This is a genomic window from Aeromonas sp. s11, assembly GCF_040907945.1.
GTDB lineage: Bacteria > Pseudomonadota > Gammaproteobacteria > Enterobacterales > Aeromonadaceae > Aeromonas > Aeromonas veronii.
Map to the genome: position 1 here is coordinate 162,986 of NZ_JBFOCU010000023.1, position 22,604 is coordinate 185,589.

The following is a 22,604-nucleotide window of genomic DNA, read 5'->3' on the forward strand; positions in this document are numbered from 1 at the left end:
ACTTATCTCTTCTGATAGATGGAAGGCGAGACAAGCTGCAGGCCGTGGTGCAGGCCATGCAGGCTCTCGGCGTGGCTCACCAGCAGGTAGCCACCGGGTTTGAGTCTGGGTACCAGCCGCTGCAATACTTGCCCTTTGGTCTCCTTGTTGAAGTAGATCATCACGTTTCTGATGAAGATGACGTCAAACATGCCGATGTCCGGCAGATCCTGATTGAGGTTGATCTGCATGAACTGCACCTTGTCCCGCAACTTGCGATCGATGATGAAGATGCCCTCCTGCAGGCCCACACCCTTGAGGCAATATTTCATCAAAAAGGGCAGTGGAATATTTTGCGCCCGCTCGATGGGGTAGCGACCGCTCATCGCCTGTTCCAGCACCCTGGACGAGATATCGGAGGCCAGGATCTCCCAGTTGAAGGTGCTGCGTTTTTCCGCGAGGGTCATGGCCAGACTGTAGGGCTCCTCGCCGGATGAGCTAGCAGCGCTCCAGACCCGCAGTGGTTGCTCGGGCGGGAGCGCTGAGACTATCTCCCGCGTCAGAAACTCGAAGTGTTTGGGCTCCCTGAAAAAGTAGGTTTCGTTGGTGGTAAGGAGATCAAGCGCCAGCTGCAGTTCGCTGCTGCGATCGTTCATGATGAGCTGGAAGTAGTCGTCATAACTATCCAGCTCATAGTGGCAGAGGCGTTTCGCCAGTCGGCTGGCTACCAGCGCCTTCTTGGCCGGAGACAGCTCTATCCCCGCCGTTTGATGAAGCCAGCGTTGGAAACGGGAGAACTCATCATCATGCAGCTGGGTTTGATACAAAAAACTGTCCCTCTACCTGTGTTGTCGGAGATGGGAGAGGCAACGCCTCTCCGTGACTAGAACCGCACAAAATCACCATCGCCGATGGGGCGTTGGACTGTGGTGGCTCGTTCCCGACTGTTGGCATTGCTCTCGTTCATGAAGCGACCTCGGGTATTGGGGTGAAGATGCGAGCTGGCTGCTTTACCTTCTTTGGCGTGGGCCTCGAGGGTAAAGAACTCCATGGCCAGTTGCAGCTGTTCAGCCTGGCTGCTCATCTCTTCTGCTGTGGCAGCCAGCTCTTCGCTGCAAGAAGCGTTCTGCTGGGTAACCTGACTCAGCTGGTTCATGGCCTGATTGATCTGGCTGACACCGGTGGATTGCTCAACCGAAGCGGCACTGATCTCCTGCACCAGATCCGAGGTCTTGTTGATGGAGGGCACCATTTGATCGAGCAGGCGACCTGCTTTTTCCGCCATCTCGACACTGCTGGAGGCCAGCTCACCAATCTCCTGTGCTGCCACCTGGCTGCGTTCGGCCAGTTTGCGCACCTCCGCCGCCACTACGGCAAAGCCTTTGCCGTGATCGCCTGCCCGCGCCGCTTCGATAGCTGCGTTGAGTGCCAGCAGGTTGGTCTGGTAGGCGATGTCATCGATGATGCCAATCCGTCTGGCGATCTGCTTCATGGCATCCACAGTCAGTTTGACCGCTTCTCCTCCCTCTACGGCTTCTTTGGCTGCCTTGCTGGCCATGCCATCGGTGACCTGGGCATTGTCGGTATTCTGGTTGATGCTGGCGCTCATCTGCTCGATGGAAGCGCTAGTCTCCTCCATGCTGGAGGCTTGTTCACTGCTGGATTGGCTGATCGACTGGGCGGTCGCGCTTACCTGCTCGGCGGCACTGGAGAGGTTGTCAGAGGCGCCGCGCACTTCGGTGACGATGTTGGTGAGCGAAGCGATAGTTTTGTTGAGCGCATCCTTGGTGGTGCCAAACACGCCAGGGTAGTCCGCCTCAATCTGTTGGGTCAGGTCACCTTTTGCCAGACATTGCACGACCCGGATGACGTCGTTGAGGGTGCTGTCGATCACTTCGGCAATCTGGTTGATCCCTTCTCCCATCGCCTGAAAGAAGCCGCTCTTGCCAGTAAGTTCCATCCTGCGGTGCAGCTCGCCATTGATCACGGCCTGCACAATGTCGGACATCTCTTTCTCTATCATCACCTCCTTGGTTCTGTCGGCCCATTCGACCACGGATCCCAACCGTTCACCGGTATCGTTGAAGACCGGATTGGCGATCAGGGAAAAGGTACGCCCCCCCAGCTGGATCTGGGTACGGTAGGTGCTGTTGAGTTTGGCCAGCATGGCGCGCTGATGGCCGGGATTTTTATGGAAGCTGTCGATGTTGGCGCCCATCAGCTGATTGGCGTTGAAGCTGTAGAGCTCTTTCTTGATGTCAGTCTCAGCCTGATTGAGCATGCCGGTCACTGCCTCGTTCATATAGATAATGTCGAGGTTGGTATCGGCAATCATCACGTTGGTGCTGGCACAATCGAGGGCTTTGCGAACCAGCTGGTTCTCATGGAGCAGCATCTGGTTCTTTTTAATGTCGTTGCGACTCTGTTCCAGCTTGTCACTGAGCAAGGTGACCACCTCGTTGATGGCATGTCCTACTTCACGAAAGGGACTGTCCATACCGGAAAGATCGAGTGGTGCTGGAACCTGCTCTGCCAGGACTGCGTGTTGCAGCTGGCCGATTGCGTCGAGTAACTGGGTCCGCTGCCTCACTTCGGTGGCATTGTCTCCGAAGAGTTTTCCTAAGAGTGATTGGGTCATGAGCGTTTCCTTATGCTGCATGTCGTGGAGTATGGAGGCCTTTTCAGGAGGGTTGCAGGTTGCCTTGTGGCAACCTTGCCTGTGGCTGGGCCAGTTCGTTGAGTTGAGCCATCTCATCGAGTGACAACACTTTCCCGGTATCTATGAGGATGACGAATTTGCCGTTGACCTTGCCCATGCCGCTGATGAAATCGGCCCGGATGCGGGCACCAAAACTGGGTGGGGGCTCGATATCTGCTTGTGGGATACCCAGTACTTCCGATACGGAATCCACCACAACGCCAATATCCTGACCTACAGGTTCATCGCCCTGCGGGGCCATTCCCTCAATAATGACGATGCAACTGCGGCGAGTGATGACCGACGGTGCATTGCCAAAGCGGGCATTCAAGTCTACGACCGACACTACCGCCCCTCTGAGGTTGATTACGCCGCGAATAAAACCCGGCATCATCGGAACCGGAGTGATATTGCCGTATTCGATGATCTCTTTGACCCCCAGAATATTGATGGCGAACATCTCGTTGTTGATCAGGAATGTCAGGTACTGGGCATCGCCACTGTTCTCGTCAGCGGCCGCTGATGGCACCGTGATGTCGGTGGATGTATGCATGGTCGCCTCCGGTTAAAAGCGGACAAAATCCGCGTCATCAATGGAATGGGATGATGGTTGATTGGGCTGGCTGGCCCGTTGTGGGGGGGCGATGAAACTGCCTCTGGGTGGCATGCCCTTGTGGCCGGTTTCATGGGGCCTGGTGTTGAGCTGCGCACTTTTCTCCAGAGCAAAAAAGGCCATGGTTTGCTGCAGTTCGCTGGCTTGTGAACTCATCTCTTCGGCCGTGGCTGCCAGCTCCTCGCTGCTGGCTGCATTCTGCTGTGTCACCTGATTAAGCTGGTTCATGGCCAGACTGATCTGGTTGGCTGCACTGGCTTGTTCACCTGAGGCGGCATTGATCTCTTGTACCAGGTCAGAGGTTTTGCGAATGGAGGGGACGATCCTCTCCAGCAGGTTGCCAGCCCGCTCTGCCTTGCTGACGCTGTCGGAGGAGAGCTCGCCAATCTCCTGCGCTGCGATCTGGCTGCGCTCTGCCAGTTTTCTCACCTCGGCAGCAACCACCGCGAAGCCTTTGCCATGTTCTCCGGCGCGAGCCGCCTCGATGGCGGCGTTGAGGGCAAGCAGGTTGGTCTGGTAGGCAATGTCGTCGATGATGCTGACTTTCTTGGCGATTTGCTGCATGGCGGTCACCGTCTGTTGAACGGATTGGCCCCCTTCGGTAGCCTCCAGTACCGAGTTGCTGGCCATGCTGTCGGTGATCTTGGCGTTCTCGGTGTTCTGATTGATGCTGGCGCTCATCTGCTCGATAGAGGCGCTGGTCTCTTCAACGCTGGCTGCTTGCTCGCTGGTGGCCTGGCTCAATGCCTGCGCCGTATTGCTCACCTGATTGGAGGCATTGGTCAGGTTGTCGGCGGCGTTGCGTACCTCTTCGATGATATTGGTCAGCGCAGTGATGGTCCGGTTGAGGCCGTCTTTGGTCTGGCCGAAAATACCTGGGTAGGGCTCATCGATCCGTTGGGTCAGGTCCCCTTTGGAGAGCGCGGTGGCGATGCGCATCACATCTTCCAGACTGGTATCTGTCACATGGGAAAGGCGATTCAGCAGCTCGGATACCCGCTTGATATAGCCTTGACGATCCTCCAGCGCAATCTTGTGGCTGAAGTCGCCCTGTTCGACAGCGGCGGTGACCAGCGTTTCGATATCCGTGATCAAGGCACCCAGTTTCTTGACCATGTTATCCATCGCCATCAAGAGCTGACCCGCTTCATCGTTGGACTCTATCCGGATCGATACATCCAGATTGCCCTCAGCCAGACTATTGGCCACGCGTAGAGCCTGTTCGATGGGGGTGATGATGCTTTTGATCAGCAGGGTGCCAAACCAGGCTGCGAGTGCGATGCCGACCGCGATAACTACCGCCATGGTTATCAGCATCACGTCATACCAGGATTGCGCTGCGGTATATTCCGACTTGGCCACATTGAGCTGCAGGTTGACCAGCTCGGTGATTTTGTTGCCTATCGGGTCGATGGAGCCATAGAGGGCACCGTCAAAAGTGTTCAGCATGCCAGTAATCATGCCGTGCTGGGTGGCGAGGTATTTCTCCAGCTTGCCAATATCGGTATCGGCCGCGTTGAACAGGGTTGTCGCCTCGGCTGACAAGCGTTGTTCATCCGGTGTGAGGGTGGTGGACTGGTAGTGATGCCACTCGTTTTTGATTGTCTGCTGTGCCTGTTGTATCTGCTTCAAAGCCTCTTCTGCCGGGATCAGCCCCGCATTGGCCTTGTTGAGGTTGTCGATGATCGAGACGGCATAGCTGTCGGAGATGGTCTTCAGCTGCTTGAGGGGAACCACCCTGTCGTTGTAAACGCGCTGCAACCCGGTATTGCTGCTCTGCATGTTGTATAACCCGAGGCTGCCAACGGCCAGCAGCAGCAGGCAGAGCATGCAGAGCAGTATAATAAGACGCAATTTGATGGTGGAATTTTTTAACATGATGGTCCCCTCAGTTGATGCTGGATTGAGGCAGGTTGCGCGACACTGTCAACCTGTTGAGCTGACAGGATTCCTGAGTGATTGCGTGCTGGATCAGCGAAGGAATGTCGAGGATCAGGGCGACCTCTCCCCCCCCCAGAATGGTTGAACCACTAATGCCCTGCAGGCGCTGGAACAATTTTCCCAACGGTTTGATGACGGTCTGGAATTCTCCCAGCAGTTCATCCACCACCAGTCCGGATTTTTTGCCTGCATGGCTGACCACGACAATGTTCTCGCGCCTTCCTTTGCTGCCATTGGTATCGAAGTAGTGTTGCAGGCGGATAAAGGGCAGCACCTCGCCACGCAAATTGATGTAATTGCGACCCTGGGTATCGGACAGTGCACTCTGGGTCAATTCAACGCACTCGATCACCATATCGAGGGGAATGACGTAGTGGGTGTCGCAGACTCGCACCAGGAAGCCGTCGATGATGGCAAGGGTAAGCGGCAGGCGGATCTGCACACGGGTTCCTTTTCCCGGGATGCTGTCCAGATCGACTGTGCCGCGCAGGGCAGAGATGTTGCGTTTGACGACATCCATGCCCACCCCGCGACCGGAGAGGTTGGTTATCGCCTCGGCGGTAGAGAACCCCGGCTCGAAGATCAGGTTGTATATCTCCTGATCCGTCAGCGTGGTGGTTGGGCTGATCAGGCCGCGCTCGATGGCTTTTTGCTGGATCCTGGCTTTGTTGAGACCTGCGCCGTCATCCCGAATTTCGATGACGATACTGTTGGAGTCGTGATAGGCATTGAGATTCAGGGTGCCACGGGGGGGTTTGCCTGCCAGCAGCCGTTGTTCTGCCGATTCGATGCCATGATCCATCGAGTTTCTGACCAGATGCATCAGCGGATCGCCGATCTTCTCTACCACCGACTTGTCCAGTTCAGTCTCGGCACCGGAGATCACCAGAGTGATATCCTTGTTCAGTTCCTGACTGACATCGCGCACTACCCGCTGGAAGCGGTTGAAGGTATCACCGATAGGCACCATTCGCAGGCGCAGTGCACTGTCGCGGATCTCTTCCACCAGCATGGCAATGACCGAGGTGGCTTCCTGTAGCTGGCTTTCGCGGGTGCGTTGGGCCAGCAGATTGGCTCCTGAACTGGCGACTACCAACTCCCCGACCAGATTGATCAGATCGTCCAGCTTGTCGGCATGCACCCTGACGTAACGGCCCTCTTTGCTCTTGCTCTCCTTGGTCTGGTTCTGTTTTTTCAGGGCGGCATCGACGACGGCTTCGTTGACGGCACCCTGCGCAATCAGGATTTCTCCGAGTTTGGGCGCTTGTTCTGCCGGGGTCGCTTGTTGTGCCTGCAGACCGCTTGCTAACTCCTCTGCAGTCAGGGCGCCGGTGTTGACCAACAACTGCCCCAGCATGGCGCTATCTTCCGGCAGCGACTCGATCAGGTTGATGAACTCGGCGATCTTGCTGTGGGGTGGCAAGATGGTGATCTGGCAGTCATCTCTGACAAATTCAAAGACATCGCTGATGGCCGCCTTGTCTGCCTGCGAGTCGAAGTCTATCTCGTAGCCGAGGTAGCAATTCTCCGGATCGAACTGTTCCCAATCCGGTAGCGCCTGATGGATTGTCTCCACCGAGCATATGGTTCCGAGGGTGCCGAGATAGCGCAGAAATGCGGCCGGATCCATGCCATTGCGCAGCACATCGGGGCCAAAACGCAGGGAGATATGCCACAGGGAGGCGGAGCTGGTAATTCCTCCCTCTTTTTCGATTTTGGGTTCCGGCGTATGTACAGTATCTGGCAGCGTGGCATGGGGGACGCACTGATGACGGGTGAGGGTGAGCCTCAGCCGTTCATCCTGGTTGGCATCGCCCTCGCTTAACGTGCTGCCCTGTTCTGCAACGACACTGATGAGCGTCTGGATGTGGTCACAGCTCTCCAGCAGATCCTTGATCAGAGGAGAGGTGACGGTGAGCTGCTGATTGCGGATCTGGTCTAGCAGATCCTCGACAATATGGGTAAACCCGACGATGGGTTGCAGACCAAACAGGCCAGCCGACCCCTTGATGGTATGAGCAGCACGGAAGATGGCACCAATCAGCTCGCTATTGTCAGGGTCAGATTCCAGTGATAGAAGGGCTGACTCCATCTCTTCAAGCAACTCGCGTGCCTCGGCGATATAGGTTTGTAAAGCCTGATCAAGATCGATGCTCACGGTGACTCCTTGTCATGGTGGCTCAGGGCCGTTCGCCATGGGTGATGAGGGTGGGGTCGCCAAAAAAGGCCGAGAGTTGGCAGAGCTCCAGCAGTTCAAGCACAACATGGCTGTGCCAGACCAGCGCCAGGGAGGTGCCCTGCTGCAGAGCGGTCTTCTTCGCTGCCAGCAGCAGTTGCAGTCCGGCGCTGTCTATCTCGGATACCGCCGCCAAATTCAGCTCCAGTTCGTTCCCCTGATGCAATAAGGGCGAGAGGGCATCTTTCAGCTCGCTGACTGTATAAATGGTGATCTCGTCCGGCATGGTCACCACTACCTTGTTGTCGAGTAGCTCACTCTGTAGTTGCATGATGCGCTCCGGATCACGGCATGATGAGCTTGGCTACTGCGGCCAGCATCTGTTCGGGCTGGAAGGGTTTGACCACCCAGGCTTTGGCTCCCGCGGCTTGTCCCTCCTGCTTCTTGCTGTCCTGAGACTCGGTGGTCAGCATGATGACAGGGGTAAATTTGTAGTTGGCCAGCTTTTTGGCCTCTTTGACGAAGGTGATGCCATCCATGTTCGGCATGTTGACGTCACTGATGATCAGGTTGATCTTCTTGCCATCAAGTTTGTTGAGCGCATCTTTGCCGTCAGAGGCTTCCATGACCTCATAACCGGCGCCCTTGAGGGTCATGCCCACGACTTGGCGAATAGTTGCCGAGTCATCCACGATCAGGATCGTTTTGCCCATATCTCTCTCCTAGAAAAATGTGATGTCGGCGCTGCTTGGTTGCGCGTTGACAGAACGGGTGGTGCGACCATGGTGAATATTGCGCTGTTCGTCGGTGGCGTATGAGAGTTCCATCTCTGCCAGCCAGCGATTGGCATCGATCTGGATTGGCCCTGTCGCATTGCTGCTCTTCTCCGAAGCAACCAGATGGCTTGAGAGGCTCTCCATGTTTTGTCTGACGTGGCTGAGGATCTGGCTGACCCTGTCTTGAAATTGCAGCGAGACAATGACGCTGGAGATTTCGCGATGGATATCGGTGCTCTCGTTTTGCAGCAGGGAGGCGGATTCCGCCAGGCTGTCAGTGGCATGGCGAAAACGGGCCAGTACCTGTTCGATTGTCTGCTCCGAGTTGAGTGCCGAGGCGTGATCCCGTGCGGCAGCATTTTCGGCAATCTGGAATGCGCGGCCGATAGCAGTATTGATGGTGTCTACCTTGTCGGTCATCTTCTGGGCGGTTTCGCTGGAGAGGCGGGAGAGGTTGCGCACTTCATCAGCGACCACAGCAAAGCCACGGCCTGCTTCCCCTGCGCGGGCCGCTTCAATGGCGGCGTTGAGGGCCAGCAGGTTGGTCTGGGAGGCGATTTTGGCCACATCCATGGCCATGGTGTTGAGCTCTATGGTGTAGGTGGTCAGGCTTTTTATCTCACCCAGCATGGCGTCTCGATTGGCCTGGGCGGAATGCAGGATGGCAACCACTTCATTGAGCTGCTGCTGGCTCTCGCTCAAGACTCCAGCCATGCCACGGGAATTGGCATCACCCAATTCTCCGGCTGCCAGATGAGAAGCATTGACTGCTTCTTCCAGCTTGTTGGCCAAGCCGCTGAAGCGTTGAGTCAGGTCAATCATCGCGGCTTCGGTTTGTTGACGAGAGCTTTCAATTTGCTGGGACCAGATAGGTAGAGCCTTCTCGCACACCTGTTCGAGCCCGATGATGGAGTGGGCGAGAGGATCGGTTGCGACGGTTTGTTCCTCTCCTGCACGATGTCGGAGTGTGTGCTGGTGGAAGTGACTCGATGTCCAGAGCGCGGCGGCAATACCAACCAGCACATTGAGCAGCAGGTAGAGAGGTGACAGCGCATCGGCTAGCTGCAGCAACAGGCAGCTCAGCAGAGCAAGCCCGATGCAGCAAATCCAGCAAACTGGTTCCCAAAGCGGTGTGTTCACGCCACTTTTGTGTTGTGCCATACGTAGCTTATCCCTGTGCAATTATTTGGTAAGAGGTAAAGGCGCGGGACCGAAACAGTCATGGTGCCCCTTGACGCTCTTTTCTTTATTTATAGTTGGCACAATAAGGTTAGCGGAAAAAAATTAATTGGCTGCAAATCGGAGTTGTTTGTATCAGCGATTGCCGTATCAAGTGGCTTGCGAAGTGGGGGGAAGAGCCAGGTGGGGATGAAAAGGAGAGAAGGAGCCTGATGATTCAGGCTCCTGATGAGGATCAAGCCTCGTTGGCGTGAGCCTTCTGGCAACCTTCCACTGCGTGGGTAATCAGTTCCAGCGCGCTCTTGTCACACGGGGGCAGTTCGGCATCGCACGCCTTGATAGGGGTGACGCGATCGCCCCACTTGATGATGGCGGCCCCCCAGGTCAGGCCGGCACCGAAAGCGGCGGTCAGCAGATAGGAGTTCGGCTTGACGCGGCCCTGCTCCAGCGCTTCACACAGGGCGATGGGCACAGTGGCTGCGGAGGTGTTGCCGTAGTTTTCGATGTTGACCATCACCTTCTCCATCGGCGCATTCATCCGCTTGGCGAGGGTCTCGATGATGCGGATATTGGCCTGGTGCGGCACGATCAGGTCGACCTGCTCCGGCGCAATACCGGCCTGCGCCAGCACAGTGCTGGTGGCTTCCCCCATGCCGCGCACGGCGCGTTTGAAGATCTCCGGCCCTTCGAAGTTGAAGGTGAACAGACCATCGATGTCGGCAAAACGCACCCGATCGGTACCGAAGTTCGGCACATGCAGGATCTCCCGCGCTTCGCTGTCACAGCCGAGCTTGTTGGCGATCAGGCCACACTCCAGCTCACTCGCCTCGATTACCACGGCACCGGCACCATCGCCAAACAGCACGGCAGTATCGCGGCGCGCCCAGTCCAGCAGGTAGGTGAGGCGCTCGGCACCAATCACCAGCACCTTCTTCATCATGCCGGTCTGCACCAGCGAGGTGGCGACGGAGAGGGAGTAGACGAAACCGGTGCAGGCAGCGTTGAGGTCAAACACGGCGGCATTGACGGCACCGAGCTTCTTCTGTACCGCAGAGGCGGCACTTGGCAACAGGTTGTCCGGGGTTGCGGTCGCCAGGATGATGCCATCGAGATCGCTCGCTTCCAGACCGGCGCAGGCCAGTGCACGGCGAGCGGCCAGGGTGGCGAGATCCGAGGTGCTGACATGGGAGATCCGGCGGGCCTTGATGCCGGTGCGCGGATAGATCCACTCGTCTGACGTATCCATGATGGTGCTGAGGTCATCGTTGGTCAGCACGGAGGGAGGCAGGCATTTGCCCCAGCCGGTGATATTGGCGTATTTCATCTTGTTACCGCTTCTCAAAGTGGATCGCCCGCGGGCGGAAAATCGTGCAATTATGCCGTACGAGACAACCACTGTCATCTTGTGGTCATGGTTATGTGCGGGGGGCTCAGCTGTGCCATCTGGTCGCAAAGGGCTACAACGTGCTGAACATGGCTGGAAATTTTGCTTAAAACGCGGGACTCCTCTGCCCTAAGATAGGCGTTTCACCACCGATGAGGGTATCTCCTTGCTCAGAGCCAATCTCAACTTGTTGCCGACCCTCAAGGTACTGCTGGAGACCCGCAATATCAGCCGCGCCGCCGAGCTGCTGCACCTTAGCCAGCCCTCCATCAGCAAGCAGCTTGCCCAGTTGCGCAGCGAGTTTGATGACGAGTTGCTGGTGCGGGAGGGGCAACGCTGGCTGCTGACGCCACGGGCCGAACTGTTGGCCGCCCAGCTGGCGGATTCTCTCGGTGCGCTGGAGCGGCTCTACGAGGCCCCAAGGTTTGACCCGAGCCGCTGCGAGCGGGTATTTCGACTCGCCTCTTCTGATTATGTTGCCCAGCATATCCTGCCCGATATCTGTGCCGCGCTCGCCAAAGAGGCGCCGTTGGCGGCGCTGGAGTACAGCCTGTGGGACAAGCGTCAGCTGCCGCAACTGTGGCAGTCCGAGCTGGATCTGGTCTCCACCATCACCGAGCAGGTACCGGAGCAGATCCGTGGTCTGCATCAGGGGGAAGATCGGCTGGCGGTGCTGATGGGATGTCACCACCCGCTGGCAGGCAAGACGCTTAATCTCGATGACTATCTCGCCTGGCCTCACCTGCAGGTGAGTGGCGGTGGCGACAAGGACAGCCCGGTGGAACAGGTGTTGGCGCCGCAGGGACTGAGTCGGCGCTGGTTTGCCAGAGTTCCCTTCTTTCAGGCGGCTGTGGAGGTGTTGCTGCGCACCGATTGCCTGATGACCACCCCGGCTCATATCGCCTGGCAGCTCTCCTGCGGCCATGAGCTCACCTTTGTCGACCTGCCCTTTGCTACCCGCGACCAGCAGTATCATCTGCTGTGGCATCAGCGCCACCATCAGGATCCGGCCCACCGCTGGTTTCGCGAGCTGGCCTACCCATTCCTGCGGGATCACCTGCAACGTACCGTCGGCGAGAGTCGCAAGCTGCTCGATCACGGCGGTTAGCCGCAGTCGGTTGTGTGGCGTTATAGCCATGGGTTATGGGTTCTATTCGTAACTTTCACTACTGGCATAATGGCTCAGCCCGTACCCTGAATGCAGGTCATCATATCGAGCATATAAAGAGGAAAAGCATGGAACTGACGAGTTGGCTGGCTCTGGCCGCAATCTGCGTGATGGGGGCCATCAGCCCGGGGCCGAGTCTGGCGCTGATCATCCGCAACACTGTGCAGGGTGGGCAGGGGCACGGCGTCGCCACTGCGCTTGGCCACGGTCTCGGGGTTGGTATCTATGCGCTGGTCACCGCGCTTGGCCTCTCCATCCTGATCACCCAGACCCCTATCCTGTTTGATCTGATCCGCTACGGCGGCGCCGCATTTCTTGCCTGGCTCGGGGTGAAAGCTCTGCTGGCAAAACCAACCAGTGACGAAGGGAATGAAGAGGTGCATCAACTGCGCGGTCGGCAGGGGGCCTTTGAAGGTTTTATGGTTGCCTTTCTTAACCCCCAGCTGGCGGTTTTCTTCATCGCCCTGTTCAGCCAGTTTGTGCGGGCCGATACCGGCTGGAGCGAAGGGGGCATCATGATGCTCACCGCTGGCGGGATCGATGCCGTCTGGTACGTGCTGGTGGCGCTGGTGCTCTCGCGCGGGCCGGTGCTGGCGTGGCTTAAAGCCAAATCCTTTGTGATCGATAAGGTGAGCGGCCTGGTGCTGCTTGGACTGGCACTCAAGGTGGTTGTGTAATCCTGTATTTCGCATATACCTTAAGCGGGATCAAGGCACGCAGGCGGTGAATGGGCTAGAGTAGCGCCCATTTGCTGTCCGCCCTGATCCCGAGACCATGCACCAGAACAAGCACCCGTTAAGCCACAACAACCGGTTGGAGCTGCTGGCTCCGGCCAAGAACCTCGTCTACGGCATCGAAGCCATCAACCATGGTGCCGATGCCGTCTACATGGGCGGTCCTGCCTTTGGCGCCCGCAGTGCGGCGGGCAACTCCATCGAGGATATCGAAGCGCTGGCACGTCACGCCCACCGTTTCGGCGCCCAGGTCTTTGTCGCCTTCAACACCCTGCTGCACGATCATGAGCTGGAGCAGGCCCGGCGGCTGACCCACCAGATCTACGAAGCCGGTGCCGATGCGCTCATCGTGCAGGATATGGGACTGCTGGCGCTGGATTTGCCTCCCATCGCGCTCCATGCCAGTACCCAGACCGACAACCGCACGCCGGAGAAGGTGAAGTTTCTGCAGGATGTGGGTTTCTCTCAGGTGGTGCTGGCGCGCGAACTGTCTCTTGCGCAGATCCGCGATATCAGTGCAGCGACCAATGTACAGCTGGAGTTCTTTATCCACGGCGCGCTCTGCGTCTCCTACAGTGGCCAGTGCAATATCAGTCATGCCCGTACCGGCCGCAGCGCCAACCGTGGCGAGTGTGCCCAGCTCTGCCGTCTGCCCTGTTCGCTGCAAAAGCCGGATGGCGAAGTGCTGGTGGCCGACAGCCACCTGCTGTCACTCAAGGATATGGATCAGACCGACAACCTGGAGGCCTTGATCGAGGCGGGGATCCGCTCCTTCAAGATTGAAGGGCGACTCAAGGGGCTCGACTACGTCAAGAACGTTACCGCCTGGTATCGCCAGAAGCTCGACGCCATTCTGGATAGCCGCTCCGATCTGGTCGCCGCCTCTGCGGGTCGTTGCAGCTACAACTTCACGCCTGACCCCAAAAAGAGCTTCAACCGCGGCAGCACCGATTACTTCCTCCATGGTCGCCAGCAGGGGATCGACTCCACAAAAAGCCCGAAATATGTGGGCGAGCCGCTGGGGCGGGTCACCAAGGTGACCCGTGACGGTATCGAGATCGATGGCAAACAGGTCACCCTCAACAACGGCGACGGTTTGGGCTTCTTCAAGCCGAACAACGAGCTGGTGGGTATGCGCCTCAACAAGGTAGAAGGTAAGCAGTTACTCCTGTCAGAACGCATGCCGGGGTTGAAGGTGGGGACCGAAATCTACCGCAACCACGATCAGGCGTTCAGCAAGATGCTGGAGAAGGCGAGCGCGGATCGCCGCATCCGGGTCGATATGGTGCTGGCTGAGTGCGATGAGGGCGTGATCCTCACGCTCACCGACGAGCAAGGCATCAGTGCCGCGGTGACGCTTCCCTGTGACAAACAACCTGCCGACAATCCGGAGCGGGCGCTGCAGCAGGCGCGGGATCAGCTTGGCAAACTCGGCAATACCCTGTTTGTGGCGCGCAAGATTGAGTTGGCATTCACTCACCCGCTATTTATCGCCGCATCACAGCTCAACGGTCTGCGTCGGGAGGGCATCGCCGCGCTGGAGGCGGCTCGCGTGGCCAGCTACCAGCGCCCCGAGCGACGGATCGCGCTGCGGGATATCAGCTATCCCCAGCACCGCCTCTCCTACCTTGGCAACGTGCTGAACAGCGCCGCCGAGCAGTTCTTCCGCGAACACGGGGTGGAGCGCATCGCGCCCGCTTATGAGGCGAACAAGGAGGAGCGGGAAGTGGTGCTGATGATCACCAAGCATTGCATTCGCTATAGCCAGAACCTCTGCCCGAACGAGGTGCCGGGTCTCAAGGCCGAGCCGCTGGAACTCAAGATGGGTAAAGACACCTTCCGCCTGCGTTTTGACTGCAATCGCTGCGAAATGCATGTGATGGGCAGCCTGAAACGCTGATCAAACAGCCCCTTTCTCCATCCGGAAAGGGGCAATTTTTATCGCAGGTTCTCTGCCTACCCTCCTTTAATTGCCCCTCTCCAGCGCCAGCAGTGCCTTTTTAATCTCCAATCCCCCCGCATAGCCGGTCAGGCTGCCGTTTTGGCCGATCACTCGATGGCAGGGGACGATGATCGAGAGCGGATTGCGGCCATTCGCCGCGCCCACTGCCCGTACCGCATCGGGTTTGCCGATGGTGCGAGCGATATCGCTGTAGCTGCGAGTCTCGCCGTAGGGTATGTCACACAGCGCTTGCCACACCGCTTGCTGAAAGGCGGTGCCGTGGGCGGCAAGGGGTAGGGAGAAGCGCTGCAAGTGACCGGCAAAATAGGCGTCAAACTCGGCGAGGAAGGGGGCCAACGCCCCATGGTCTTGCTGCCAGCAACTCATATCGGGCAGTGCCCGCAGGCCCGCCACAAAGTCCACGTGTACCAGACCAGATTCATTGATGGCGACCAGCAGATCGCCGCAGCAGGTCGGCAGGATATCGTAGCGGATCATGGGGTTATCTCCTGTGGTTGGTTATCTGGCTGTTGTTCGTTGCCGGTGGCATGGAGCAGCAAATTGGGCGCTTCACTCATGGCGTGCCACAGCCAGCTTGCCGCATAGCTGCGCCACGGCTGCCAGGCGGCGCTTTGCGCCAACACCTCCTTCACCGGCAGCTTGGTGCCACCCCCCAGCGCTTTTTGCAGCACCAGATCAGAGGCGGGGAAGGCATCGGTATCGAGCCCGCAGCGCAGCCGCCAGTACGAGACCGTCCAGGGGCCTATACCCGGTAGCGCCAGCAACTGCTCGTCACTGGCCGTAGTGAGGGTCAGCTCACCGCTGGCCAGTGCTTGTGCCACTCCCCGCAGAGTGCGAATGCGGCTGCTGGGCATGCCGATACCGTCGAGATCGAGTTTGCACAGCTGGGCGGGGGTCGGCAATTGCGTTACCCCGAATTGTGCCTCGGTGCGTGCCACCAGTCGCCCGAGTATGGTAATTGCTCCCTTGACTGAGACCTGCTGGCCGACGATGGCGCGCAGCATCACCTCGTATTCGTCCCAGCCTCCCGGCAGCCGTACGCCGGGCCAGCGTGTCTGCAAACGGCCCAGTAGCGGATCCTGACCGAGCCGATCGCCGATCCGCTGCATGTCGGCATCGAGGTCCCACATCCGGCGCACCCGGTAGAGCAGATCGGGCAGCGCTGCGAGCGGCAGATCATGGACTGTGAGTTGCAGGCTGTGCCCCTTGCCCTGCGCGATACGCACCAGCGCGACCTGATCGCCTACCCGGTAGCGCCGCTCATACACCTCACCATCCACCCGCTCCAGCCCGGGGATTGCCCGCAGCCGGTAGAACGCCAGCATGGCCGCTACGTCATACGGGGGGCGATAGGGCAGTTGCAGCGTCAGGGTTGCGCCGTGCGGCTGCGCGCTCATGTGCTCTGGCGCATGATCCTCTTGTTGGCGCAGGGTGCGCGGGGCCAGTCCGTAGGCGTTGAGCCAGGCGTCATTGAAGCGGCGGATGCTGGCAAAACCGGCGGCAAACGCGATGTCGGTAATGGGCAGCCCGGTTTCGGTCAGCAGCCTTTTTGCGAGCAGCAGGCGGCGCGTCTGCTCCACCTGTTTTGGCGAGGCGCCGAGGTGCTGCTCGAACTGGCGGCGTAGCGTGCGTTCGCTGATCCCTGCCTCAGTGGCCAGTTTGGCGAGCGTGCCCTCCGCCAGCTCTCCGCGATCGATGCGTGCCAGCAGACGTGCCAGTTCAACCGGCAGATCGCCACGGGCGGCGGGGGCCAGCTCCGGGCGGCAGCGCAGGCAGGGGCGCAGCCCATACTGCTCGGCAGCTGCGGCGCTTTGGAAGTAGCGAACATTGTGCTCGTGGGGTGGCCGTGCCGGGCAGACCGGTCGGCAGTATATGCCGGTCGAGAGCACGCCGGTAAAGAAGCGGCCATCGAAGCGAGCGTCGCGGGCGAGCCGTGCGGCGTGACACTGTTCGCGGCTGAGGGTGTTGATCACCTCATCTTGTGACGACTCTGGGCTGGGCTTTGCATTCATGGTGTGGGCGGCTTTGCTGGAATAGATGGCAAGAGAGTAAGGGGGCTCGGGGGCCGTGACTAGCCAGAAACGGACAGGGATAGCAAAAATTGGCCAAAGGTTTTTTTGCTCTTTCATTGCACGGCCGGGTTTCACTCTTCGTCACGCTGTTATTCATGTATCGCGGCTCGGCAGAAGGGGGCATAACGGACGGGTCGGAGGCACGATTGGCCTAGCTTTATTTTCTGAGCGAGATTAGTGGCGGCAAAAACTGCTTAAAAATTAATAACAGATCACATAACTATCTTTTTTACATTGAGTGTGGCGATTTTGTGTTGTTCAATCGAGTCAGTTAATTTTTGGTGATTATTAAGTCATCGCATTTGCGGCCCAGGGCCGACCAATAACAACAACACTTGCCAAGGATGATAAGTGAACGACTGTAAGGCATGGCCCCATTGCCGGGGGTTTAGTCTGATCGAGTTGTTGATCGCCATGACGGTTGTCAGCATTCTCGCGGCCATCGCGTTGCCAGCGTATCAGGGTTATCTGCAACAGGGACGTCGTTACGAAGCGCAACAGCAATTGCTGGAGCAGGCGCTCGCCCTCGAACGTATCTATACCCAACAGGGCCGTTATCCCGACACGTTTGCCACCCCTTCAAACACGGATTTCTACCAGTTCAGCTACAGCCAGCAAGATGCTGGCGACTACCTGCTCAAAGCCATACCAACGACGCGACAACAGGATGAGTGCGGCACTCTGACCCTCGATCAGACCGGTTATCGCGCGGCCAATCGCCATGACTGCTGGGGATCATAAGATGAATGTGCGTGGATTTACTCTGATTGAGTTGATGATCACGGTCGGCATCGCCGCCATCTTGCTATTGGTCGGGTTGCCCTCCATGAGTCAGCGCCTCGCGGCCGAACGGCTTGATCGCAGTGCGACCGAACTCGCTTCAGCCTATCGTTTTGCCCGCAGCGAAGCGGTCAAGCTGACCCTGCCGGTGGTACTGCAGGGCACCGAGAACGGTGGCTGGGAGGTGATGGCCGACAGCCAGCGGTTGCGTCAGGCATCGGCTCCCGGTGGCGGTGTGGTGATCAAGCCGTTTGACCCCATCCAGATCGCGCCAACCGGCAGCAGCAGCCACGCCGAGATCATTCTGGCCAATCGGCTCGGTGAGCAGCGGGTGCTCTGCGTGGCCCCGAGCGGCCAGCTGCTGCAAGGGAGCTGCTCATGAGACACGCCGCACTTGCCCGCCAGCAGGGCTTCAATCTGGTGGAGATCATGGTCTCCATGGTGTTGGCGGTGATGGTGTTTCTCGGTCTCGCCAAGGGGCAGGTGGTCTCGTTGCAGCAGGCGCATTACAGCTTGCAGAGCACGCTGGCTACGATCGAGGCGAGCAACAGCGTGGAGCAGATCTGGAGCTCGCTGTGCGAAGTGCAGCGCAAGCCCGAGCGGTTCACTCAGGCCGATTTTCTTGCCCGCTTCATCCTGCAGGATGGCCACCGGCTGGTGCTGCCGAACCGTTATAGCGACAACTTTGTGGTCGCTATCGAGTGGCAGGATGAGCGGGTCTCCGGCGCCAAGCGGGTGGAGCTGAACGCAGGATTTCCGCCTTTATGCTGAGCGTCCCCTCACGGCAACGAGGCGTCAGTCTCGTCGAGCTGATGATCTCCATGGTGCTCGGTCTGATGCTGATGCTGGCGATTTTTGCCGGTTACGCCCCGATCAAGAGCACGGTCGAGCAGAGCAAGGCGCTGGAGCAGGCGAACGAAGTGTTGCGCTTTGCCACTCTCACCTTTACCAACAGCATCAAGCAGGCGGATCAGCTGATAGCCGTCACCCCTGATCGCCTGACGCTGGCCTTCAAGGTAGAGGGGGGCAATCAGGTGCTCTCCTGCCTTGGCAACCAGAAAACCGCCGATTTTACCGAGCAGTACCGCTTCACGCCACCGGTACTCAGTTGCGATGACGGGGATGGCCCGCGCCTGTTGCTGGCCCATCTTCAGGATCTTGAATTCGGCCAGCAGGGTGCGTTGGTCAATATCCGCATCTTGCCCGAAGGGCTGCCGAGCTATCTGGCGCCAGGGGTAGAGGTGCAGGTGGCCCGTCGCAAGGCGGTCTGGGCGGAAGCGTTGGCCACATCCGGTGCCAACGCCACAGCAGGGGGAGCGGGATGAACAAAGGATTGCAGGGGCAGCGGGGAGCCGTACTGCTGGTGGTGCTGGTAGTGAGCCTGCTGTCGAGTCTGCTGGTGTTTACCAGCATTCAGGAGAACCAGTTGCAGGCTCGCCTGAGCGGCAATTTTCACAAGAAGATCAATGCGCAGCTCAGTGCCGAGCAGGGGATGAACGAGAGTTATCGTGCACTGCATCAGGCGCTTGGCGCCGAACCGCGGATAGAGTGGGAGCGACTGGTGCAGAAGGTGCCTGGCAAGGGGGAAGGAGCCATGGCGGGCAGCCGCTTCAGCATCGATCAGCTGGATGCCTCCACAGGCAGCAAGCTGGCGTTGCAGAGCCATGGTCACTATCTGGAGGGGAATGCCAGCCTCAACGCCCTGTTTGCCCTTAAGCGCGAGCCCGGCAATCTCATCTTTCAGGATTCGGTGGTGGCGTGTGAAGGGTTGAGCCTCTCCGGTAGCGGTTTTATCGACAGCTACGATTCGCGCAAGGGCAAATATGGCGGCACCAACATTAAGCAGAATGCCAAGGTGGCGACCGTCAGTGACAAGGCCAATGTAGTGCTCGCCGGGCACTCCCCCATCTGGGGTGATGTGCGGGCGACCGGCTCGGTGACCTTGAACGGCTCTTCACCTGTTGCGGGTAATGTACTTGCTGGTGGCGACATCACCATTTCTCCTTCTGATGGTGTCGTCAGGGTTGAGGGCAGCGTAAACGGGAGTGGAAATTTTGCCTTGCAAGGGGGGCATATTGCCGGAGCTGTTGCGATCAATGGTGATGTTTCTATGGGTCATGGCACAAGCATTGCTGGCGACAAGTTGAACTATGGTGGGAACGGGGCATTCCTTGATGCCAAGCATCAGAAGTATCTGGATCCCCAGTACCGCACTCATCCCAAGCTGCCACCCGTGGCCGGACAGGTGTGTGACCCGCTCAATGTGGCCGCGCTGCCCAAATCGTTCCCCCCTGCCACACTGCCCATCAATGGGCCGCTGACGCTGGGCGCCACCCAGCAGATGGTGCTGACCATGGATCCCGCCACTGGCTCGGTCACCAGCAGCAACCAGCATAAGCCCGGGCTGCCGCTACCCGGCAAGGGGGAGCTGTTTGGCAAGGATCAGACCATTTATCAGCTCGACAGTCTCAATATGGGGGCCGATGCCACACTAACCATCAAGGGGGATGTGGTGCTGCTGATCGACAAGGATTTCACCATGACTGGCAGCAACAAGTTGACGGTGAGCGAGGGCAGTAGTCTGACCCTGATCGTCAGCGGCAAGGTCGATCTCGGGGCCGGTGCCGAGGTGACGGCAGCCAAGCAGGGGCTGACCACTGTCGGTACGCCTGCTATCTCCCTCTATTCCGCGTATAGCGGCAAGGATGGGATCAAGCTGTCGGGTAATACCCCGCTCTATGCCGCCCTCTATGCCCCGCTGACCGAGATGAAGATCAGCGGAAGTGGCGGTCTGTACGGGGCGGTGCGGGCAAAACACCTGACCGAGAGTGGCGCTGGCGGTGTGCACTATGACGAGGCGCTGGGCATGGCAGATCTGGGGGACGATCAGGGGCCGCCGCCGACACTGGCGCTGCGGCAGTGGCACTTTGTGCAGTGAGGCTGGCGAGCCGCTAAAAAGGATCGAACGGGGCGCGCAACTGTGAGAAGGTGGAGGTCTGTCCACCCAGCCGTTCACTGTTGAGGAGAGCTCCATGCCAGGCCCCGCTCGCGCCGGTGCCCTGATCTATGCCAAGGATCCGGGCCTGCTGACCCACTTTTACCGTACCCTACTGCAGATGGTGGTCTGCAGTCAGGATGAGCAGTTGGTGGTGCTGGAAAACAGCGATATCCAGCTGCTGATCCACGCCATTCCAGAGCCCTATGCCGGGCAGGTCGTTATCAAGCGGCCGCCGGAATTGCGGGAAGAGGGGGCCATCAAGCTGTTCTTCACCGTATCCAGCCTCGCCTGGGCGGAAGCGAAGGCGGCGGATCTCGGCGGCGGCCTGCTGCCACAGCAGTGGACTGGGCCCGGCTTTGTGGTGCGCAACGCCTTCGACCCTGAGGGCAATATCCTGCAACTGCGCGAGTTGCTGGGTGCCCCGGATCCCCTCTGAACTCTCTCTTTTTACAGCATTGCCGTGACGGCGTGCTGTGCCATGCACCGCCATAAAAATGAACCGCCATAAAAACGGGGCCCTGTAGTGGTCAACTAAAAAGGGCCCCGTTCTGCTGTTAGCTTACTGCGCTTATTACTTCAGGTAGCGCTGTTCCAGATGCTGGCGCAGCCAGTGCGGGTTGAGCGCTTCACCGGTGGCACGGCGCACCAGCTCGTCGGTGCTGTGCAGGCTCCCTTGCGACCAGATGTTGCGCCCGAGCCAGCCGAAGATCTCCGGCAGGCGGCCCGCCGCGATCACCTCACCCATGCTGCCCAGCTCTTTTTCGAGGGCAAAACGCAGCTGGGCGGCATACATGGCGCCCAGGGTGTAGCTCGGGAAGTAGCCAAACGAGCCGTCGGTCCAGTGAATATCCTGCATGCAGCCATTGCGGTAGTTGCCCTTGGTAGAGAGCCCCAGCCACTGCTGCATCTTGGCATCCCACAGCTCGGGGATGTCGGCCACCTCGATCTTCCCTTCCACCAGATCGCGCTCCAGCTCGTAGCGCAGGATAACGTGGGCCGGATAGGTCACCTCGTCCGCATCGACCCGGATAAAGCCCGGCTCGACCCGGCTGTAGAGCTTGGCCAGATTGTCCGGCGCAAACGCCGCCTGCTCGCCGAAGTGGTGACGAATGCGTGGCGCCAGCAGCGCGAGGAAGGCCGGATGATGCCCCAGCTGCATCTCGCAAAACAGGCTCTGACTCTCGTGGATCGCCATGGAGCGGGCCTCGGCCACCGGCTGACCCAGCAGATGGCGCGGCAGCCCCTGCTCGTAACGGGCGTGACCGGTTTCGTGCACTATGCCCATCAGGCTGGAGACAAACTCCTGCTCGTTATAGCGGGTGGTGATCCGCACGTCGGTCGGCACGCCGCCACAGAAGGGGTGACTGCTCACATCGAGCCGGCCGTGTGCGAAATCAAAGCCGAGCAGTCCCATCACCTCCTGACCGAGCGCTTGCTGGGTCGGGATGGGGAAGGGGCCTTGCGGCAGCAGCAGGGCATCGCCCTTCTGCTGTTCGCTCACAGTCTGGATCAGGGTCGGTAGCCAGCTGGCGAGATCGCCGAAGATCTGATCGAGCCGTGCGCTGGTCATGCCCGGCTCATAGAGGGCCAGCATGGCGTCGTAGGGGCGCACGCCAAGCGCATCGGCCCGCAGCTGCGCCACTTCACGGGAGAGTTTCACCACCTCCTCGAGATTGGGAGCAAAGCCGGCCCAGTCGTTGTTCTTGCGCTGGCTGCGCCAGGCGTGTTCGCACTTGCTGCCAGCGAGCGACAGCGCTTCGACCAGCTCACCGGGCAGCAGGCTGGCATCTTGCCACTGGCGCTTGATCTCGCCGAGGTTGGCCCGTTGTACTTCATCGAGCGGCTCACTCTCGGCCTTGGCAATCCAGTCGCCCAGCTCGGGAGCGGTGCGCTTCTGGTGGATCAGCAGACCGAGTTCGGCCATCGCTTCGGCGCGGGCATCGTTGCCCCCTTCCGGCATCATGGCCGCCTGATCCCAGCCACAGATGGCGGCGAGGTGGCTAAAGCGGTGGATCTGCTGCTGATGTTGTTCAAGCTTTTGATATGACATGGGATTGTCCTTGTTATCGTCCCTGATGGTATGCCGCCCCGTACCTGGCATGATCGGGGCTGGTCGATGCTAACACCGCGGCTGTATAGTTGA

General features: G+C 59.0%; 21 protein-coding genes. 9 read left to right on the forward strand and 12 right to left on the reverse strand.

Annotated features, from left to right (window positions below; genetic code table 11):
• Nucleotides 1–2: 2 nt before the first annotated feature.
• From AB5Y84_RS05705 to AB5Y84_RS05745, 9 genes are all read right to left on the reverse strand, one after another.
• Nucleotides 3–806 (reverse strand): protein-glutamate O-methyltransferase CheR, encoded by an 804-nt coding sequence (locus tag AB5Y84_RS05705; RefSeq protein ID WP_040068586.1) that lies wholly within the window; start codon nucleotides 804–806, stop codon nucleotides 3–5.
• Nucleotides 807–862: 56 nt separating this feature from the next.
• Complete coding sequence (locus AB5Y84_RS05710; RefSeq protein ID WP_368176546.1) at nucleotides 863–2,617, reverse strand: methyl-accepting chemotaxis protein; 1,755 nt, start codon at nucleotides 2,615–2,617, stop codon at nucleotides 863–865.
• 43 nt (nucleotides 2,618–2,660) lie between these two features.
• On the reverse strand, nucleotides 2,661–3,230 hold the full coding sequence (locus AB5Y84_RS05715) for a chemotaxis protein CheW (RefSeq protein ID WP_128815057.1): 570 nt from the start codon (nucleotides 3,228–3,230) through the stop codon (nucleotides 2,661–2,663).
• A 12-nt stretch (nucleotides 3,231–3,242) separates the two neighbouring features.
• Complete coding sequence (locus AB5Y84_RS05720; protein ID WP_368176547.1) at nucleotides 3,243–5,168, reverse strand: methyl-accepting chemotaxis protein; 1,926 nt, start codon at nucleotides 5,166–5,168, stop codon at nucleotides 3,243–3,245.
• Between the two features lie 10 nt (nucleotides 5,169–5,178).
• A complete protein-coding gene (locus AB5Y84_RS05725; RefSeq protein WP_368176548.1) occupies nucleotides 5,179–7,389 on the reverse strand; it encodes a chemotaxis protein CheA in 2,211 nt (736 codons plus the stop codon).
• Nucleotides 7,390–7,411: 22 nt separating this feature from the next.
• Nucleotides 7,412–7,738 carry an STAS domain-containing protein gene (locus AB5Y84_RS05730; protein ID WP_005349569.1) on the reverse strand — a complete coding sequence of 109 codons (327 nt, stop codon included), beginning with the start codon at nucleotides 7,736–7,738 and terminating at the stop codon, nucleotides 7,412–7,414.
• A gap of 13 nt (nucleotides 7,739–7,751) precedes the next feature.
• A complete protein-coding gene (locus tag AB5Y84_RS05735; RefSeq protein ID WP_005338778.1) occupies nucleotides 7,752–8,120 on the reverse strand; it encodes a response regulator in 369 nt (122 codons plus the stop codon).
• Nucleotides 8,121–8,129: 9 nt separating this feature from the next.
• A complete protein-coding gene (locus tag AB5Y84_RS05740; RefSeq protein WP_368176549.1) occupies nucleotides 8,130–9,344 on the reverse strand; it encodes a methyl-accepting chemotaxis protein in 1,215 nt (404 codons plus the stop codon).
• A 253-nt stretch (nucleotides 9,345–9,597) separates the two neighbouring features.
• Nucleotides 9,598–10,686: a ketoacyl-ACP synthase III gene (locus tag AB5Y84_RS05745; protein ID WP_368176550.1), complete on the reverse strand. Its 1,089-nt coding sequence runs from the start codon at nucleotides 10,684–10,686 to the stop codon at nucleotides 9,598–9,600.
• 226 nt (nucleotides 10,687–10,912) lie between these two features.
• Between AB5Y84_RS05745 and AB5Y84_RS05750 the strand changes: the two genes are divergently transcribed.
• From AB5Y84_RS05750 to AB5Y84_RS05760, 3 genes are all read left to right on the forward strand, one after another.
• Nucleotides 10,913–11,854 carry a LysR family transcriptional regulator gene (locus AB5Y84_RS05750; protein ID WP_368176551.1) on the forward strand — a complete coding sequence of 314 codons (942 nt, stop codon included), beginning with the start codon at nucleotides 10,913–10,915 and terminating at the stop codon, nucleotides 11,852–11,854.
• Nucleotides 11,855–11,982: 128 nt separating this feature from the next.
• Nucleotides 11,983–12,591: a LysE family translocator gene (locus tag AB5Y84_RS05755; RefSeq protein ID WP_368176552.1), complete on the forward strand. Its 609-nt coding sequence runs from the start codon at nucleotides 11,983–11,985 to the stop codon at nucleotides 12,589–12,591.
• A gap of 97 nt (nucleotides 12,592–12,688) precedes the next feature.
• The gene (locus AB5Y84_RS05760) at nucleotides 12,689–14,548 is read left to right on the forward strand and encodes a U32 family peptidase (RefSeq protein WP_368176553.1); all 1,860 of its coding nucleotides are present in this window, start codon (nucleotides 12,689–12,691) and stop codon (nucleotides 14,546–14,548) included.
• A 66-nt stretch (nucleotides 14,549–14,614) separates the two neighbouring features.
• Here AB5Y84_RS05760 and AB5Y84_RS05765 read toward each other — a convergent pair whose 3' ends face one another.
• Both AB5Y84_RS05765 and AB5Y84_RS05770 read right to left on the reverse strand, forming a co-directional pair.
• Nucleotides 14,615–15,088, reverse strand: a complete 474-nt coding sequence (locus AB5Y84_RS05765; protein WP_368176554.1) for a methylated-DNA--[protein]-cysteine S-methyltransferase — start codon at nucleotides 15,086–15,088, stop codon at nucleotides 14,615–14,617.
• Nucleotides 15,085–16,623, reverse strand: coding sequence for an AlkA N-terminal domain-containing protein (locus AB5Y84_RS05770; RefSeq protein ID WP_368176555.1), 1,539 nt, complete (start codon nucleotides 16,621–16,623; stop codon nucleotides 15,085–15,087). The genes AB5Y84_RS05765 and AB5Y84_RS05770 overlap by 4 nt, the downstream gene beginning before the upstream one ends.
• 411 nt (nucleotides 16,624–17,034) lie before the next feature.
• Here AB5Y84_RS05770 and AB5Y84_RS05775 point away from each other — a divergent pair, with 411 nt between their 5' ends.
• From AB5Y84_RS05775 to AB5Y84_RS05800, 6 genes are all read left to right on the forward strand, one after another.
• A complete protein-coding gene (locus tag AB5Y84_RS05775) occupies nucleotides 17,035–17,424 on the forward strand; it encodes a type IV pilin protein (protein ID WP_005343572.1) in 390 nt (129 codons plus the stop codon).
• 1 nt (nucleotide 17,425) lies between these two features.
• On the forward strand, nucleotides 17,426–17,845 hold the full coding sequence (locus AB5Y84_RS05780; protein WP_005349592.1) for a GspH/FimT family pseudopilin: 420 nt from the start codon (nucleotides 17,426–17,428) through the stop codon (nucleotides 17,843–17,845).
• Nucleotides 17,842–18,234: a prepilin-type N-terminal cleavage/methylation domain-containing protein gene (locus AB5Y84_RS05785; RefSeq protein WP_088870005.1), complete on the forward strand. Its 393-nt coding sequence runs from the start codon at nucleotides 17,842–17,844 to the stop codon at nucleotides 18,232–18,234. Before AB5Y84_RS05780 ends, AB5Y84_RS05785 begins: the two co-directional genes overlap by 4 nt.
• The gene (locus AB5Y84_RS05790; protein ID WP_201992248.1) at nucleotides 18,228–18,788 is read left to right on the forward strand and encodes a PilW family protein; all 561 of its coding nucleotides are present in this window, start codon (nucleotides 18,228–18,230) and stop codon (nucleotides 18,786–18,788) included. Before AB5Y84_RS05785 ends, AB5Y84_RS05790 begins: the two co-directional genes overlap by 7 nt.
• Nucleotides 18,785–20,401 carry a hypothetical protein gene (locus tag AB5Y84_RS05795; protein ID WP_368176556.1) on the forward strand — a complete coding sequence of 539 codons (1,617 nt, stop codon included), beginning with the start codon at nucleotides 18,785–18,787 and terminating at the stop codon, nucleotides 20,399–20,401. The genes AB5Y84_RS05790 and AB5Y84_RS05795 overlap by 4 nt, the downstream gene beginning before the upstream one ends.
• A gap of 94 nt (nucleotides 20,402–20,495) precedes the next feature.
• Entirely contained in the window at nucleotides 20,496–20,897 is a 402-nt protein-coding gene (locus AB5Y84_RS05800; protein WP_201987934.1) for a VOC family protein, read from the forward strand.
• Nucleotides 20,898–21,032: 135 nt separating this feature from the next.
• Here AB5Y84_RS05800 and AB5Y84_RS05805 read toward each other — a convergent pair whose 3' ends face one another.
• Entirely contained in the window at nucleotides 21,033–22,511 is a 1,479-nt protein-coding gene (locus tag AB5Y84_RS05805; RefSeq protein WP_368176557.1) for a carboxypeptidase M32, read from the reverse strand.
• Nucleotides 22,512–22,604: the final 93 nt, after the last annotated feature.